Source organism: Streptomyces sp. NPDC091279, from assembly GCF_044757465.1.
Taxonomy (GTDB): domain Bacteria; phylum Actinomycetota; class Actinomycetes; order Streptomycetales; family Streptomycetaceae; genus Streptomyces.
In genome coordinates, this window is the sequence record NZ_JBIVVA010000004.1 from 353,637 (window position 1) to 368,344 (window position 14,708).

At 73.6% G+C, this 14,708-nt stretch carries 11 protein-coding genes and 1 pseudogene; 7 read left to right on the plus strand and 5 right to left on the minus strand.

Annotation, left to right across the window (positions count from 1 at the left end):
- Positions 1–2: 2 nt before the first annotated feature.
- A complete protein-coding gene (locus tag ACIQOU_RS12005) occupies positions 3–1,832 on the plus strand; it encodes a hypothetical protein (RefSeq protein ID WP_401536283.1) in 1,830 nt (609 codons plus the stop codon).
- Positions 1,833–1,845: 13 nt separating this feature from the next.
- On the opposite strand, the gene ACIQOU_RS12010 is transcribed toward ACIQOU_RS12005, so the two are convergent.
- Positions 1,846–2,487 carry a nucleoside/nucleotide kinase family protein gene (locus ACIQOU_RS12010; RefSeq protein WP_401536285.1) on the minus strand — a complete coding sequence of 214 codons (642 nt, stop codon included), beginning with the start codon at positions 2,485–2,487 and terminating at the stop codon, positions 1,846–1,848.
- A 217-nt stretch (positions 2,488–2,704) separates the two neighbouring features.
- Here ACIQOU_RS12010 and ACIQOU_RS12015 point away from each other — a divergent pair, with 217 nt between their 5' ends.
- The 3 genes from ACIQOU_RS12015 to ACIQOU_RS12025 all read left to right on the plus strand — a co-directional run bounded on the left by ACIQOU_RS12015 (position 2,705) and on the right by ACIQOU_RS12025 (position 6,477).
- Positions 2,705–4,198 carry a hypothetical protein gene (locus ACIQOU_RS12015; RefSeq protein ID WP_401536287.1) on the plus strand — a complete coding sequence of 498 codons (1,494 nt, stop codon included), beginning with the start codon at positions 2,705–2,707 and terminating at the stop codon, positions 4,196–4,198.
- Positions 4,195–5,145, plus strand: coding sequence for a lysylphosphatidylglycerol synthase domain-containing protein (locus ACIQOU_RS12020; protein WP_401536289.1), 951 nt, complete (start codon positions 4,195–4,197; stop codon positions 5,143–5,145). The genes ACIQOU_RS12015 and ACIQOU_RS12020 overlap by 4 nt, the downstream gene beginning before the upstream one ends.
- Before the next feature lie 162 nt (positions 5,146–5,307).
- Entirely contained in the window at positions 5,308–6,477 is a 1,170-nt protein-coding gene (locus ACIQOU_RS12025) for a HoxN/HupN/NixA family nickel/cobalt transporter (protein ID WP_401536291.1), read from the plus strand.
- Between the two features lie 95 nt (positions 6,478–6,572).
- Here the strand turns inward: ACIQOU_RS12025 and ACIQOU_RS12030 are convergent, their stop codons facing one another.
- On the minus strand, positions 6,573–6,779 hold the full coding sequence (locus ACIQOU_RS12030; protein WP_401536292.1) for a hypothetical protein: 207 nt from the start codon (positions 6,777–6,779) through the stop codon (positions 6,573–6,575).
- Between the two features lie 177 nt (positions 6,780–6,956).
- Between ACIQOU_RS12030 and ACIQOU_RS12035 the strand changes: the two genes are divergently transcribed.
- Positions 6,957–9,284 (plus strand): MMPL family transporter, encoded by a 2,328-nt coding sequence (locus tag ACIQOU_RS12035; RefSeq protein WP_401536294.1) that lies wholly within the window; start codon positions 6,957–6,959, stop codon positions 9,282–9,284.
- A 189-nt stretch (positions 9,285–9,473) separates the two neighbouring features.
- On the opposite strand, the gene ACIQOU_RS12040 is transcribed toward ACIQOU_RS12035, so the two are convergent.
- Positions 9,474–10,652 (minus strand): PP2C family protein-serine/threonine phosphatase, encoded by a 1,179-nt coding sequence (locus ACIQOU_RS12040; RefSeq protein ID WP_401536296.1) that lies wholly within the window; start codon positions 10,650–10,652, stop codon positions 9,474–9,476.
- A gap of 235 nt (positions 10,653–10,887) precedes the next feature.
- On the opposite strand from ACIQOU_RS12040, the pseudogene ACIQOU_RS12045 reads away from it, so the two are divergent.
- A pseudogene (locus ACIQOU_RS12045) lies at positions 10,888–11,621 on the plus strand (GNAT family N-acetyltransferase); the annotation flags it as partial.
- Positions 11,622–11,835: 214 nt separating this feature from the next.
- On the opposite strand, the gene ACIQOU_RS12050 reads toward ACIQOU_RS12045, so the two are convergent.
- Positions 11,836–12,720 carry a Gfo/Idh/MocA family protein gene (locus ACIQOU_RS12050; RefSeq protein WP_401536297.1) on the minus strand — a complete coding sequence of 295 codons (885 nt, stop codon included), beginning with the start codon at positions 12,718–12,720 and terminating at the stop codon, positions 11,836–11,838.
- Positions 12,721–13,006: 286 nt separating this feature from the next.
- On the opposite strand from ACIQOU_RS12050, the gene ACIQOU_RS12055 reads away from it, so the two are divergent.
- Positions 13,007–13,864, plus strand: a complete 858-nt coding sequence (locus ACIQOU_RS12055) for an aldo/keto reductase (RefSeq protein ID WP_401536298.1) — start codon at positions 13,007–13,009, stop codon at positions 13,862–13,864.
- A 395-nt stretch (positions 13,865–14,259) separates the two neighbouring features.
- Here the strand turns inward: ACIQOU_RS12055 and ACIQOU_RS12060 are convergent, their stop codons facing one another.
- Entirely contained in the window at positions 14,260–14,595 is a 336-nt protein-coding gene (locus ACIQOU_RS12060) for a hypothetical protein (protein ID WP_401536299.1), read from the minus strand.
- Positions 14,596–14,708 lie beyond the last annotated feature (113 nt).

A 14,708-nucleotide genomic window follows, 5' to 3' on the forward strand; every position in this document is an offset into this window, starting at 1 on the left:
TCTTGTACCTCCCGCACCAGCGCGGCCCGTTGCACGACCTGCCCGACACCCCCGAGGCCTACGACGCCGTCCTCGCCGACGTCGCCGCCCAGGCTCTGGCCCGGCTGACGCCCGAGGGCAACCTCGAACACCCCGACGCCCTCGACGACATCGGGGACACCTCCCTCGGCATCACCTCGCTGCTCGCCCTCGCCTGGCAGCGCTCGAAGGACCCGCGCCTGCCGGAGGCGGTCCACCGCAGCCTCGCCTTCCATCTGCGCGAGCGGGTCTACCGGGACGACAACCCCGGCTACCCGAACCTGCGGGTGCGCAACTCCGGTACCCCGTACGCCCGTTACGTGCTGGAGGCGGGCGCCCACCCGATCGGTGACTGGCCGAGCACGGTGTGGGCCCTGCTCCAGCTGGTCAACCTGCTGGACGCGGCCGACGGCCTCCTCGACGCCGAACAGCGCGCGGACCTGGTCGAGTTGGGGCGCGGCTACTGGAGCTGGCTGACCGGGACGACGTTCTTCAACCCGCAGGAGGCCGGCAACCAGGCCATCGGCTGCGTCGTCGGCGGCCTGATGCTCGCCGGTCATCTCCCGCCCGCCGAGGGCGAGGTGCTGCGGGCCCGGGCGCTCTCCCTCTACGAGGAGAAGATCCGCGCCCACCGGGTCGGTGACCGGGGCGCCCTGCTGGTGCCCGAGCACGGCGGCGCCTACGACAACAACTACGGCCCGATCTCCCTGTCCTTCCTCGCCCAGGCCCACCGGGTCAGCGGGGAGCCGGTGTTCGCCGAGGACGGTGACGCCCTCGCCCGCTATCTCGACGCCCGCCTCACGGTCGGCGGCTTCGACAACGGCGGCCCCCGCTACAGCGAACAGCACTCCGCGTTCGAGTCGGTCCTCGGGCTGCGGTACTTCAGCGCCCGGATCGGCGCCGACCTCGGCCGCTACCGGGGCGACAGCCGCTGGGCCCGGCACGCCGTCAAGCCGGACGGCGGCGTCGACGGCCACTTCGCGTGGATGCTGGTCTGGCAGATCCAGGACCCGACCCGCTGGCACCGCACCCCGGCCACCGCACCCGCACGGCACCAACTCCGCGCCGGGAGCGTCTCGGTGGCCTTCGACGACCGGATGACCCCGGCCCTGATCGAGGCCGCAGGCACCTACTACCTGCCGGCCGCGACCCACCGCCAGCACGGCTTCGGCCCGGTCCTCGACGGCTTCCTCCTCACCCGCCCGATGGGCGAGGTCCGCGTCCACGACGCCAGCGCCGACGGGCTGAGCGCCAAGCTGGTCATCAAGCCGGTCGTCGGCCGCGACCATGTGCTGCGCCACGTACGGTCGTTGTACGTCACCGACGGCACCCTCCTGTGGACGGCCGTCGCCGTGCAGCGGCTGCCCGGCTCCCCGTACCTGCTGGCGGGCCTGCCCTACGCGGCCGACGACGGCGACCGGGTCCGCCGGGTCGCCGAGGGCGCGGTCGCCTCGGCGGGCGCGCTGCGGCTGACCCACCCGCAGACGCCGGGCATCGACCACTTCGACGCCCGCGCCGAACTCACCCAGGAGCAGGCCGCGTTCGCCCTCGCCCTGGACCCGCGCGGCTACGGCAGCCCCGACGAGGGCTGGAGCCACCTGGTCAGCTCGACGGCGCTGGAGGCGGACCCGCTCCCGGACGGCCCCGCCGACCTGCACGTCTTCGCCGTCCGCTATGGCTCCGGCGCGCCGCTGACGGTCACCTTCGCCCAGGGCGAGGACGGGCTGACGGTACGCACCGACGCCTTCACCGCCGTCATCGGGCCGGCCGCGGGCGATGCCCACGGCGAACCCGAACTCACCCTGCGCGCCTGAGCGTCGGGCCCGCTCAGTCCCCGGTGACCACCAGGTCGGCGCGGTGCCGGGTCGCGGCCACCAGGTCGGCGTTGCGCTGATCGGTGCCCAGGGCCCACGCCCGCGCCGCCCGGTGGTCCTTGCCGAACTCCTCGTGCCGGGCCACCAGGCGGCGCAGGCGTTCCGGCTCGTCGAGCGCCCGGAACCACACCTCGTCGAGCTGGTCCCGCACCCGCCGCCACGCGCCGGTGTCGAGGAGCAGGTAGTTGCCCTCCGTGACGATCAGCCGGGCTTCGACGGGTACCGGCAGCGCGCCCGCGAGGGGCTGCTCAAGCACGCGTTCAAAACCGGGCGCGTAGACGACGTCGTCGCCGTCCGACTCCGCCCGCAGCCTCGCCAGCAGGGCCGCGTACCCGGCCGCGTCGAACGTGTCGGGCGCGCCCTTGCGGTCCCGGCGGCCGAGCCTGTCCAGTTCCGCGTCGGCGAGATGGAAGCCGTCCATCGGCACATGGGCGACCCACGGCTCGCCGTCCGCGGTCAGCTCCTGGACCAGTCGCCGGGCCAGCGTCGTCTTGCCCGCGCCCGGGCTCCCGGTGATCCCGAGGACCGCGCGCGGACCTCCGGGGCGGGTGAGCGAGCGGGCGCGGACGAGGAGTTCGGGGAACGTGGGCGACACACGGGCGAGTCTGCCAGCCGGGCGCGGACCGGGGGAGCGCGGGCCCGGGAAGAGGGGGCGGCCGTCACCTGTCCAGCCGTATCCATCGGGTGATTACGGGGGGTGTTGGATAGTTTGTCCTTGACTTTTCCCGCTTCTTACGGCGACTTCCGCGACGAACTCCCGGTTTCTCCCCTTTACCCCTACGGGGGGTACGGGGTGGGGGAGGGGACGGACGATGACCGACAGCGCACCCCTCCCGCTCGCCGGATCACGACGCCCCGGCACCGAGGCGGGACCCGGGACCGACCGGCACGGCAGGGGCGACCTCCTCCTCGGCACGGTCGCCGCCCTCTTCACGCTCGCGCAACTCGTCCTGGTCCGGCCCGGCATGGGCCTCGGCTGGGACGAGACGGTGTACGTCAGCCAGGTCGGCACGCACGCGCCCGCCGCCTTCTTCAGCGCCCCGCGCGCCCGGGGCGTCTCCCTGCTGGTCGCGCCGGTCGCGTCCTGGTCGTCGTCCACCGCACTGTTGCGGATCTACCTCGCCCTGCTGTCCGGGGCCGCCCTCTACGGGGCGCTGCGCAGCTGGCGCGGACTCTTCCCGGCCCGCGTCCTGGCGCTTGCCGGTGCCCTGTTCGCCACCCTGTGGGTGACCCTCTTCTACGGCCCGCAGGTCATGCCGAACTACTGGGTCGCCGTCGGCGCCCTGGCCGCCGTCGGCTGCTTCCTGCGGGTTCGCGCCGACCGCCGGGACCGGGGCGCGTGGTGGGGGCTCGCCGCGAGCGGCTGCCTGATGGCGTGGATGCGCCCGATGGACGCGGTGTGGGTGGTGCTGCCGCTGTGCGTCCTCGCGCTCGTGCGCCGGTGGTGGCGGCCGCTCGCCGCGCTCATGGTCGGCCTGGTGGGCGGCTCGGCGGAGTGGGTGGTCGAGGCCTACACGCGCTACGGCGGTCCGGCGCGGCGTCTCGCCGAGGGCTCCGACATCCAGGGCGGCCTGGGCTGGCACCTCGCCGCCGTCGACCAACTGCGCAGCCTCGGCGGCCGGTCGCTGTGCCGCCCCTGCTCCGGCACGCTGCCCGGCGTCGCCGTCACCGTCTGGTGGTACGCCCTGCCCCCGCTCGCCGCCCTCGGCCTCGCCGTCGCCGTCCGGGACCGTCGCACCACCCGCACCCTGGTGCCGCTCGCCTGCGCGGCGAGCGCCGCCTTCCCCTACCTGTTCCTGATCGGCTACGCGGCTCCCCGCTTCCTGCTGCCCGCCTACGCGCTGCTGGCCCTCCCGATCGCCGACGCCCTGCTCACCGTGACCGGTCCGGCGGCGGGGCGGTGGCGGCCGGTCACGGTCACCGTCGTCGCCGCCGCGCTGGCCGCGCACCTCGCCGTCCAGTACGAGGTGCTGCACCGCACGGTCCGCCGCACCACCGCCACCCACCGCGACTGGTCCGACCTCGCCACCGCCCTGCACCGCCTCGGGGTCCGCCCGCCCTGCCTGCTCACCGGCCCCGAGTCCATCCCGATCGCCTACTACGCGGGCTGCTCCTCGGCGTCGGTCCACGGCCACAACGCCAACACCACCCGCGCCGCCATCGTCGACGCGGCCCGGGAGATGCCGGTGGCCGCGCTCGCCGCGCCGGACGCCCGCAGACCCGACTACGCCCAGGGCTGGCGCGTCCACCGGGTCGGTGACGTGACCCTGTACATCGCGCCCGGGGCGAGCGGGGCCGGGGGATGACCGCACCGTCGGCCGTCGTCACCGACGGCATCCGCAGGCGGGCGTGGTGGCAGGCCGGGCTGGCCCTCGCCGTGCTGGTGGGCGCGGTCTGCCTGGCCCGCCGGCACTGGCCGGTCGTCGCCCACGGGGCAGGGCGGCTCGCGGGCGCCGACCACGGCTGGCTGCTGCTGGCCGCCGTCGCCGCGCTCGGCACCTGGGCCGCCTCGGCCCTCACCCAGCAGGGCGCGGTACCCGAACGACTGCCCCCGCGCCGCCTGCTGGCCGCCCAGTTCGCCGCGTCCAGCGCCAACCACCTGCTGCCCGTCGGCCTCGGCGCCGGGGCCGTGACCATCCGTTTCCTGATGCGCTGCGGGCTCGGCGCCGGCCGGGCGGCGACCGCGCTGGCCGTCAGGACCACGGCGAGTGCCGTCGTGCGCTGCGTCCTGATCGCGGCTCTCGCCCTGGCCCGCCCCGGCGTCCTGCGGCCGCCGCACCTCGCCCCCGGCCTGGCCCTCGCCCTGCTCCTCGTGCCCGCCCTGCTGGCCGCCGTGGCGCCGCGCACCCGGCTGTGGCCCCGGTGCCGGGACGCCCTCACGGCGGTGTCGGCCGATGTGCGGGCCGTGCACGCCTGTCCACGCCGGGCGGCTGCGCTGTGGGGCGGCGCGCTGGCCTTCGTCCTGCTGCACGCGCTGGTGGTGAACGGCGTGACGCGGGCCGTCGCGCTGCCTCTGGACCCGGTGCGGGTGACGCTCCTCTACCTCGCCGCGAGCAGCGCCGCCGCCCTGCTGCCCACCCCGGGCGGCTTCGGCTCGCTGGACGCCGCCCTCGCCGTCGCCTTCACGCTGAGCGGGGCATCGGCCGAGGCGGCGGCCTCCGTGGTGATGGGCTACCGGCTGCTGACGGTGTGGCTCCCGCTGCTGCCGGGCCTCGTGGTGCTGGGGGTGCTGGTGCGCCGCCGGGCACTATGAGCCCGGAACGGTCGACTTTACCTTCTTTTGGGGCTGCCTTGAATCACCCATGAGAAAGGTCTGTCGCCACCTTTATTGCGCATAGTTTGCAGGTACGGAACCATGGCGTGAGGCTGCCGACCGCAGCCGCATGCCCGTACGACCGAAGGACACGCCCTCCCGATGACGGCCGCACCCGACTCCGCGCCCCCTTCTCCCGCCCCGCCCGGGGCCGGGCGCTCGACCTGGCAGCGGGTCCGGAACTCGATGACACGTCAGGAGTGGACCAGGGTCGGCGGGATGGCCGCCTTCGTCATCGCCCTGCACGTCATCGGCTGGTTCACGTTGGTGGCGATCGTCGCGCCGCACCACTACAGCATCGGCGAGAAGTCCTTCGGCATCGGCATCGGCGTCACCGCGTACACCCTCGGCATGCGGCACGCCTTCGACGCCGACCACATCGCCGCCATCGACAACACCACCCGCAAGCTCATGGGCGAGGGGCAACGTCCGCTGTCGGTGGGGTTCTGGTTCTCGCTCGGCCACTCCAGCATCGTCTTCGGGCTCGCGCTGCTGCTCTCCCTCGGCGTGCGCACCCTCGCCGGGCCCGTCCGTGACGACGGCTCACGGCTGCACGACGTCACCGGCCTGATCGGCACCACCGTCTCCGGCACCTTCCTCTATGTCATCGCCGGCATCAACCTCGTCATCCTGGCCGGCATCTGGAAGGTGTTCCGCCGGATGCGCTCCGGGCACTTCGACGAGGCCGCCCTGGAGGAGCAGCTCAACAACCGCGGCCTGATGAACCGCATCCTGGGCCGCTTCATGAAGTCGATCACCAAGTCCTGGCAGATGTACCCGCTGGGCCTGCTCTTCGGCCTCGGCTTCGACACCGCCACCGAGATCGCCCTGCTGGTCCTCGCCGGGTCCGGCGCCGCCTCGGGGCTGCCCTGGTACGCGATCCTGTGCCTGCCCGTGCTGTTCGCCGCGGGCATGTCCCTGCTGGACACCATCGACGGTTCGTTCATGAACTTCGCCTACGGCTGGGCGTTCTCCAAGCCGGTCCGCAAGGTCTACTACAACCTCACCATCACCGGCCTGTCCGTCGCCGTCGCCCTGATCATCGGCACGGTCGAACTCCTCGGCCTGCTCGCCGAGAAGCTCGATCTGCACGGGCCCTTCTGGGACTGGGTCGGCGGCCTCGACCTGAACATCGTCGGCTTCGTCATCGTCGGCCTGTTCTTCGCCACCTGGGTGATCGCCCTGCTGGTGTGGAAGTTCGGCCGGATCGAGGAGAAGTGGAGCGCGGGCCTCGCCGCAAGCGGGGAACGGACGGCGGAGCAGCGCGCCTAGGACCTGTCCGGCCGATCACGCCGCAGACACGGGACGATTCCGGCGCCCGCCACTCATACGCGGGCGCCGGAATCGCCATCACTGTGCGCACGGCGTCAGGGCAGGAGTTTCTCCAGGGCCGCAGGGCCCTCGTCGGCCAGCTTGCGGCGGGCCCATTCGAGGTTGTCCGGGGTGAGATCCCGGCCCGCCGCGAGCACGAGATCCTCCGGCGACACCTCGGTGCCGGTGCGGGTGTGGAGCAGGGCGTCCGGGGTGACACGGTCCTCGGACGGCCCGGACGCGTCGGGCTGTGGCATCGGCATGATCTGTGCTCCTCGGCTCCGGATCGCTGGGGCGGACCCGGGGCGGCGCCGACGGGTCCGTTATCACCATTCATCGCGGGCGCCCGGCGTGCATCCGGAAGAAGCCCCGGATGCCCCGGGACAGGGCCTGACGTGTAATGGATGTCCAGCGGCTCGGGCGGCACGGAAGACCAGGTCATGGCATCCACAGACACCGGCCCAGGCAAGGCGGCGGCCCCCTCCCGAGGGCTGCTGCGGCGGCTCGGCGAAGGCTGCGCCCGGCACTTCGTGGTCGTCATCGTCGCCTGGCTCGTCGCCCTCGTGGCGCTCCAGGTCCTCAACCGCACCTACGGCGGAACCTACTCCGACAACTTCACCCTGCCCGGCGCGCAGTCCCAACAGGGCCTCGACGTCCTCACCCGGCACGACCCGGCGGCCGGCGGCTACGGCAGCCAGATCGTCCTGCACGACAGCAAGCAGCCGGTCAGCGCCCTCGGCTCACAGCTCTCCACCGCCGTCTCCGACCTGCAACGGCTCCCGCACGTCCGGTCCGCGCAGAACCCGCTCGCACAGCCCGCCTCACCGGTCGGCCCGCTCTCCACCGACGGCCGCACGGCCTACATCACCGTCCGCTTCGACGTCCAGCCCGCCACCCTCGGCACCGGCTACCTCCACGACGTCGACCGGGCCGTACAGCCCCTGCGCGCGGCCGGCGCACAGGTCGAGTACGGCGGCCCCCTCGGCGAACTGGCCCGGCCGCACGCCGACGACCGGGTGAGCGAACTCATCGGCTTCGCGGTCGCGATCGTCGTCCTGCTGATCGGCTTCGGCAGCGTCCTCGCCGCCGGAATCCCCCTGCTGACCGCGCTGGTCGGGGTGGTCGGCGGACTCGCCTGCCTCGGCCTGCTGGCCGCCGCGTTCACCTTCGCGACCGTCTCGCCCACCCTCGCCACCATGATTGGCCTCGGCGTCGGCATCGACTACGCCCTGTTCCTGATCACCCGGCACCGGCAGAGCCTCATGAACGGCGCCGACCCCGTGCGCGCCGCCGGGCACGCCAACGCCACCAGCGGCCGCGCCGTCCTGGTCTCCGGCTGCACCGTGATCATCGCCCTCGTCGGCCTGTCCGCGTCCGGCGTGAGCTTCATCAGCAGACTCGGCATCGCCGCCGCCGTCACCGTCGTCTCGGCCGTCATCGGCGCGCTCACCCTGGTACCGGCGCTGCTCGGGCTCATCGGCCACCGCATCGACCGCTACCGGGTCCGCCGCCCGGTCGCGGAGACCGACGCCGCCCCCGGCGCCGTCCCGCACGGCACCTGGCACCGGTACGCCCAGCGCGTCGAACACCGGCCCTGGCAGTTCCTGGCGGCCGGCGTCGCGGTCATCGCCGTGCTCGCCATCCCGGTGTTCTCCCTCCAACTCGGGCACATCGGCGACGGAGCCGACCCGAAGTCCTTCACCGACCGGCGCGCCTACGACCTGATGACCGACGCCTTCGGCCCCGGCTCCAACGGCCCCCTCACCGTCGTCGTCGACCAGACCCACGTACCGGCCGACCAGCGCGCCGCGCTCGCCACGCAGGCCCAGAAGACCTTGAACGGCGTCGAGGGCGCCGCCACCGTCACGCCGCTCACGGCCAGCAAGGACGGCGACGTCCTGATCGGCACCGTCTACTCCCGGCAGTCCCCGCAGGGCGCCGGGACGACCGACCTCACCAACCGGCTCGTCCACGACACCCTCCCCGCCGCCGTCTCCGGCACCGCCGCCCATGGCTATGTCACCGGCACCACGGCCGCCCAGGTCGACTTCCGGGACATCGTCTCCAGCCGACTGCCGCTGATCATCGGGGTCGTGGTCGCGCTGGCCTTCCTGATCATCCTCGCCGTCTTCCGCGGCCTCCTCGTCGCCCTCAAGGCCGCCGTCCTCAACGTGCTGTCCATCGCCGCCTCGTACGGAGTGGTCGTCGCCGTCTTCCAATGGGGCTGGGGCGGACCCGCGCTGGGCGTGTCGGGGAAGGTGCCCATCGAGAGCTATGTGCCGATGATGATGTTCGCGATCATCTTCGGGCTGAGCATGGACTACGAGATCTTCCTGCTCTCCCGGGTGCACGAGGCGTGGCTGCGCACCGGCGACGCCAAGGCGTCCGTCGCGCACGCACTGGAGATCACCGCGCGGGTCATCACCTGCGCGGCGCTCATCATGGTGAGCGTGTTCGCGGCGTTCATCGTCAGCGACAACATCGTGGTCAAGATGCTCGGCCTCGGTCTCGCCGTCAGCGTCCTCATCGACGCGACCGTGGTGCGGCTGCTCATGGTGCCCGCGGTACTGACCCTGCTGGGGCCGCACGCCTGGTGGACCCCGGCCTGGCTGGACCGGCTGCTCCCGCACATCGACGCGGAGGGCGAGGGTGAACAGGCGGTCGCGGCCAACGACGGTCCGGCGGGGTCGGTGGGGTCGGTGGGGTCGGTGGGGTCGGTGGGGTCGGCGGGGCCGACGGGGCCAATGGGGCCGTCGGGGTCGGCGTGACCGGCAGGTCGGCCAGGCTGGCGGGGTCGGTGGGGCTGGCGGGTTTTGCGGGGCTGGCGGGACTGAAGGGGCTGAAGGGGCTGGCAGGGTCGAAGTCGGTGTCGGGGTCGGTGTGGGTGGTGTGACCAGTGGGGGCTACTGGGGCGGGGTGATCGGCGAGGCTGTCGAGGCCGACGGGGCTGTCAGGGATTACGGGGCTGTCGGGGTCGACGGGTTCAGCAGAACCGGCGAGACAGGTGAGACAGGTGAGACAGGCGAGACGGGCGAGACCGGTGTGACCACCAGCATCGTCACGTCGTCGAGGATGGCCCGGCAGTACCGGAAGAGGTCGCTCCACACCCGGTCCGCGAGCTTGCCGGGGTCCCCGTCCACCGCGTCCGCGAGGCCGGCCAGCCGGTCGGTCAGCGGATAGAACACGCCCGCCGCGTCCCGGCCCTCGGTGACCCCGTCCGACGCCAGGAACAGCGTGTCGCCCGGCTCCCACCGCACGGTGAGCGCCTGCGGCGGGGCACCGTCGGACAGCCCGAGACCGAGCGGCGTCCACGACGACACGCCGATCTCCGCGGCCCGCCCGCCGTGCACCAGCACCGGAGGGGGATGCCCGCACGACAGCACCCGCACCGCGCGCCCGTCCCGCGAGAACTCCAGCAGCACGGCCGTCGCGAACAGCTCCGGGTACCGTGCCGACGCCGAGTCCACCACCAGCCGCCGGTCCAGACACGCGGCCATCGACTCCAGGTCCGGCAGATCGAGCACGGCCTCGCGGAACGCCCCGAGCAGCGCGGCCACCGTCGCGACCGCCGACAGCCCGTGCCCCTGGACGTCCCCCATGACCGCCCGCACCCCGTACGGCCCCTCCCGTACGTCGAAGAAGTCGCCGCCCACCAGCGTGCCGCGCTGCGCCGCCCGGTACAGCCCCGCGCAGCGCACCGGACCCACCCGTTCCGGCACCGGCGGCACCAACGCCCGCTGCGCCGCCTCGGCGACCGTGCGCTCCAGGTCGAGCTGGGCGTCCCGGCGGCGGCTGACGTAGGACACGAACACGCTCAGCAGCGCGACGAAACAGATGGTCAACACGTCGGTGTTGCCGGGTTCGTTGAGCCGGAACGCCGGGGCCTGGAGCACGGCGATCACGGCGGCGCCCAGCGCGGCGGTGGCGAGCGGCCCGTACGACAGCACGGCCAGCGGCGGGATCGCCCCGAGCAGGAAACCGATGTCGAGCGGGGACGGGCTCACCAGGGTCGCCACGCACACCCCGACGACCAGGACGATCGGCAGCACCCGCACCCAGCGCGGCGGCGGCGCGCCCCGCAGCCAGCCCCGCCGGTCGTGCGCCCGGCGGAGGAACGGAAGACGCACCTCGGCCACACCCCCACGCTCCTCCTCCGCGAGCCCGCGCGCACGCCGGGCACCGGCGCGGAGAACCCGGTGCGCGGGCCGGACGACGTCCTCAAGGTGAGCGCCACGCCTGTGGACCGAGGGAAGGAGGCGAGCGCCGTGCCCGTCCCGCCCTCTCAGCGCTCCCGCCCCACGGCCCCGGCGTGCCGCCTCTGACCGGCGGACCAGCCCGGGAGCGCCCCGCAGCGCGTATCCCGCAGGACACATGACCGACGTGGTCGTCCGCGCGCTCGACGCGAGCACCGCCCCCCTCTTCGACACCCTGCCCGACCCGCTGGACGCCCGAGCGGCACACCGGCTCACCCGGCACCGACCCGACTGGAAGCGGGTCGCGCTGCGCGACGGCGTGGTTGTCGCCCGGGGCGCCTGGTGGGGCGGACCGGACGACGTCGAACCCGTCACCGTCAACTGGTTCGACGTCGCCGAGGGCGAGGAGGCCGCGGGCGCCGCCCTTCTGCGCACCGCCCTCCTGGCAGGTCGAGCTGGAACTGAACGTGCCCGCTGGCTGGCGCGACGATCCACGCGTGCGTGCCGCCGCCGAGGCCCGAGTCACCCGCTGCCCGCGCCGCCGGGTACGAGCCCCTGGCAGCACGCCTCCTCTACCGCTGGACGCCCGCCTGCGGGGTGTCCGAGCGACCCGGACGGCTCGTCTTCCGCGCCGAGCCCGACGGCGCCGTCTTCCTCGACGGGCTGCGCCGCATCCACTCCGCCACCCTCGACGCACACGCCCTCGGGGCCGTGGCGGAGGGCGGCCTCGACCGGGCCGTGCAGCAGGACCTCGACTTCTTCCGCTGGTGCCCGTCCCCGGGCGCGTGGTGGCAGGTCGCCCACCCCCGGCAGGGCGGCCCCGTCGGCACCCACATCCCGGCGCGCAACCCGGCCGGGCCCTGCGTCGCCTTCATCGGCGTGCTGTCCGAGCACCGAGGGCACGGTTACGCCTCCACCCGAGAACGCCTCAACTTCCGCCCCCACCCCCCAACTGACGGACGAGACCAATCCGGTTGTCAGTGGGGGATGGCACCCTGATGGTGACCGCGATCAACGACGAGGCTGAGTCCAGGACGGGGGTGCCGAGGATGGGATTCCGGGGCGAGGCCTGGACTGTACACGGCGACGCCATGGGGCTGGTCGGGCTGCTCCTGCTGCTGAGGGGTCAGCGGGGGTGTTGGCTGAGGAGGTGTTCCGAGGCCGCCAGGATTTCTGTCACCCGGGCGCCGAACGTCGCGTCGCAGGCGTGGGGTTCGCCCGTGGTGGTCGCGGTGAGGAGGGCGTCGGCAGCGCGCTTCAAGGCGGCCACCGCTTCGAACGGGGTGTCCGGGAGGGACGTCACGCCCGAGGCGCCGCGCAGTTCGACGCCGGAGCCGGTCGCCGCGGGCGGTGCCGTGAGGCTCAGGGTGAGGCTGCTGGACGCGCCGCCCTCATGGTCCAGGACCAGCTGCGTGGTGTCCCCGGGACCCGGCACCGCCGCCGCGACCCGCCGCACATCGCCCAGCACCGGCAGCAGCACCGACAGGGCATGCGGGCCGACGTCCCACAGGGCGCCCTTCTCCCGCCGCCACGGCGTCGCGAACGGACTGTCGCCGGTGAACACCGCACCCAGCCACTGCGCCCGCGCCGTGAACCAGCCCCCGGCGGCCGCCTGTTCGGCGATCCACGCCTCGATCTCCGGCACGAACCGTGAGGTGAAGAAGACCACCGACGCGACCTCGGCCGCCCGCGCCGCCTCGGCCACCGCCCGCGCCTGCTCGACCGTCGTCGCCACCGGCTTGTCCAGCAGCAGATGGCACCCGGCCCGCGCCGCCCGCACCGCGAGGTCCGCCTGCACGGCGGGCGGCAGCGCGACCGCGACCGCGTCCACCTCGGCCAGCAGGGCGTCGACCTCGGCGTACGCCCGGACGCCGTGCCGTTCAGCCAGTTCCTCGGCGGCCTCGACGCGGCGCCCCCACACACCGACGAAGTCGAGGTCGGGGTGGTCCTGGAGCGCGGGGGCGTGCGCCATCCCCGCCCAGGGGCCGGTGCCGAGCAGTCCGATGCGCATGTGCGCCGCCTCTCCACGCTGTCGTCCCGTCAGACGGCCGCGTCGCGCGCGGCCGTCGTCGCCCGAGCCTCGCACACGGGCCGGACGCACGCGCTCCCCTTTCGGCCGACGTTCCCCGCCAAGACCACCGGGAGCCACCATCGCAGGCCAGGTCGGACGCATTCAGTGGCCGTGACGCTGAATGCGTTCACCTTCTTCTATTGGACCTCCCGCCCCGCCCGGCCCCACCCTGGACGACGCTGTCCACCGTCCCTGTCCCGCACGACAACCGGAAGGTCACACCCCCATGCACATCCGCCGCATCGGTGACATCGACGTCAGCGCGATCGGTCTCGGAGCGATGCCCATGTCGATCGAGGGGCGGCCCGACGAGGCCCGCTCCCTCGCCACCCTGCACGCCGCGCTCGACGCGGGCGTCACCCTCGTCGACACCGCGGACGCCTATCACCGTGACGCCCACGAGGTCGGGCACAACGAGACCCTCATCGCCAAGGCCCTCGCCTCCCACGACCGGGGCGGTGACGTGCTGGTCGCCACCAAGGGCGGCCATCTGCGCCCCGGCGACGGCAGTTGGACCCTCGACGGCAGCCCCCGGTACCTCAAGGAGGCCTGCGAGGCGTCGTTGCGGCGGCTCGGCGTGGAGGCCATCGGGCTCTACCAGTTCCACCGCCCCGATCCGAAGGTCCCGTACGCCGAGTCCGTCGGCGCCCTGCGCGAGCTGCTCGACGAGGGCAAGATCCGGATGGCCGGGATCTCCAACGCCGACCCCGAGCAGATCCGCGAGGCCAACGGCATCCTCGGCGGGCGGCTGGTCTCCGTGCAGAACCAGTTCTCCCCGGCGTTCCGTTCCAGCGAACCCGAACTGCGGCTCTGCGACGAGCTGGGCATCGCCTTCCTGCCCTGGAGCCCGCTCGGCGGCATCACCCGCGCCGGTGAACTGGGCTCGAGCTACGCGCCGTTCGCCCGGATCGCCGAGCGTCACGGGGTGAGCCCGCAGCGGGTGTGTCTCGCCTGGATGCTCGCCAAGTCCCCGGTCGTCGTCCCCATCCCCGGTGCCAGCCGCCCCGAGACCATCCGCGACTCCGTGGCCGCCGTCGACCTCACCCTCACCACCGAGGAGGTCGCCGAACTGGACGCCGTCTGAGGTGACGTGAGCGGCGACACCCGCCCGGGCCGGTGATCAGTCCCCGGCCCGAGCGGGCACACCCCCATGCCGCCCGACTCTCCGGCGGCCAGGGCCAAGGTCTTGCCGATTGCCGATTGCCGATTGCCGATTGCCGATTGCCGATTGCCGATTGCCGATTGCCGGGAGCCCGTACCCGGGGCCGGTGATCCGGGGTCCCGGTCCCGTGCGGCTGGACCCCGGTGACCGGGACTGCCCCGGCCCCAGCCCAGCACCGGCACCGGCACCTGATGCCGCGACTTGGCATCCGACGGCCGTTCCGAGGCATCCGTTCCGCAGCTGCCGCCAGGCCTCGTCCGCAGCTGCCGCCAGGCTCCGTCCGCAGCCGCCGCCAGGCCCCGCCCGGGGTGGGGCTGTCAGGCTGCGCTGCTGCGGGGGACGTCGTGGGGGCAGGAGACGTCGTGGTCGGTGCCCAGGCTGGTCCACCAGCGCTCGCAGCACGCCGCGTCCAGCGACGCCCGCACGATGTCGTCGGCCACCCGCACGACCCGCCCCCGGGTCCGGACGGACGCCCGCAGCAGCTCCTCGATCACCGTCTCGCGCACGACCGCGACGACCGGGACGAGACTCGCCGCCGTGAGCAGGAAACCGGCCCACAACGGGCCGTGCCGGAACGCGTGCACCGCGGTCAGGGCGAGGCCGCCGGAAGCGGCGAGGTAGAAGGCGCTGAGGAGACGTCCGGTACGGTTCATATGTGGTCACCGTTCGTGCGGGGGCCGTTGCACGGTGTTCAACGTCTCGCGGGGCGCGGGGGAATCGGGTCGAGCGGCTGTTTCCGGTCAAATACGGGCCATGGTGCGGAAGA

Excerpts from the sequence above, each read along its gene's own strand:
- ACIQOU_RS12060 (WP_401536299.1), bottom strand. The coding sequence starts at position 14,595 with ATGAACCGTACCGGACGTCTCCTCAGCGCCTTCTACCTCGCCGCTTCC.
- ACIQOU_RS12025 (WP_401536291.1), top strand. The coding sequence starts at position 5,308 with ATGACGGCCGCACCCGACTCCGCGCCCCCTTCTCCCGCCCCGCCCGGG.
- ACIQOU_RS12015 (WP_401536287.1), top strand. The coding sequence starts at position 2,705 with ATGACCGACAGCGCACCCCTCCCGCTCGCCGGATCACGACGCCCCGGC.
- ACIQOU_RS12020 (WP_401536289.1), top strand. The coding sequence starts at position 4,195 with ATGACCGCACCGTCGGCCGTCGTCACCGACGGCATCCGCAGGCGGGCG.
- ACIQOU_RS12055 (WP_401536298.1), top strand. The coding sequence starts at position 13,007 with ATGCACATCCGCCGCATCGGTGACATCGACGTCAGCGCGATCGGTCTC.
- ACIQOU_RS12030 (WP_401536292.1), bottom strand. The coding sequence starts at position 6,779 with ATGCCGATGCCACAGCCCGACGCGTCCGGGCCGTCCGAGGACCGTGTC.
- ACIQOU_RS12050 (WP_401536297.1), bottom strand. The coding sequence starts at position 12,720 with ATGCGCATCGGACTGCTCGGCACCGGCCCCTGGGCGGGGATGGCGCAC.
- ACIQOU_RS12035 (WP_401536294.1), top strand. The coding sequence starts at position 6,957 with ATGGCATCCACAGACACCGGCCCAGGCAAGGCGGCGGCCCCCTCCCGA.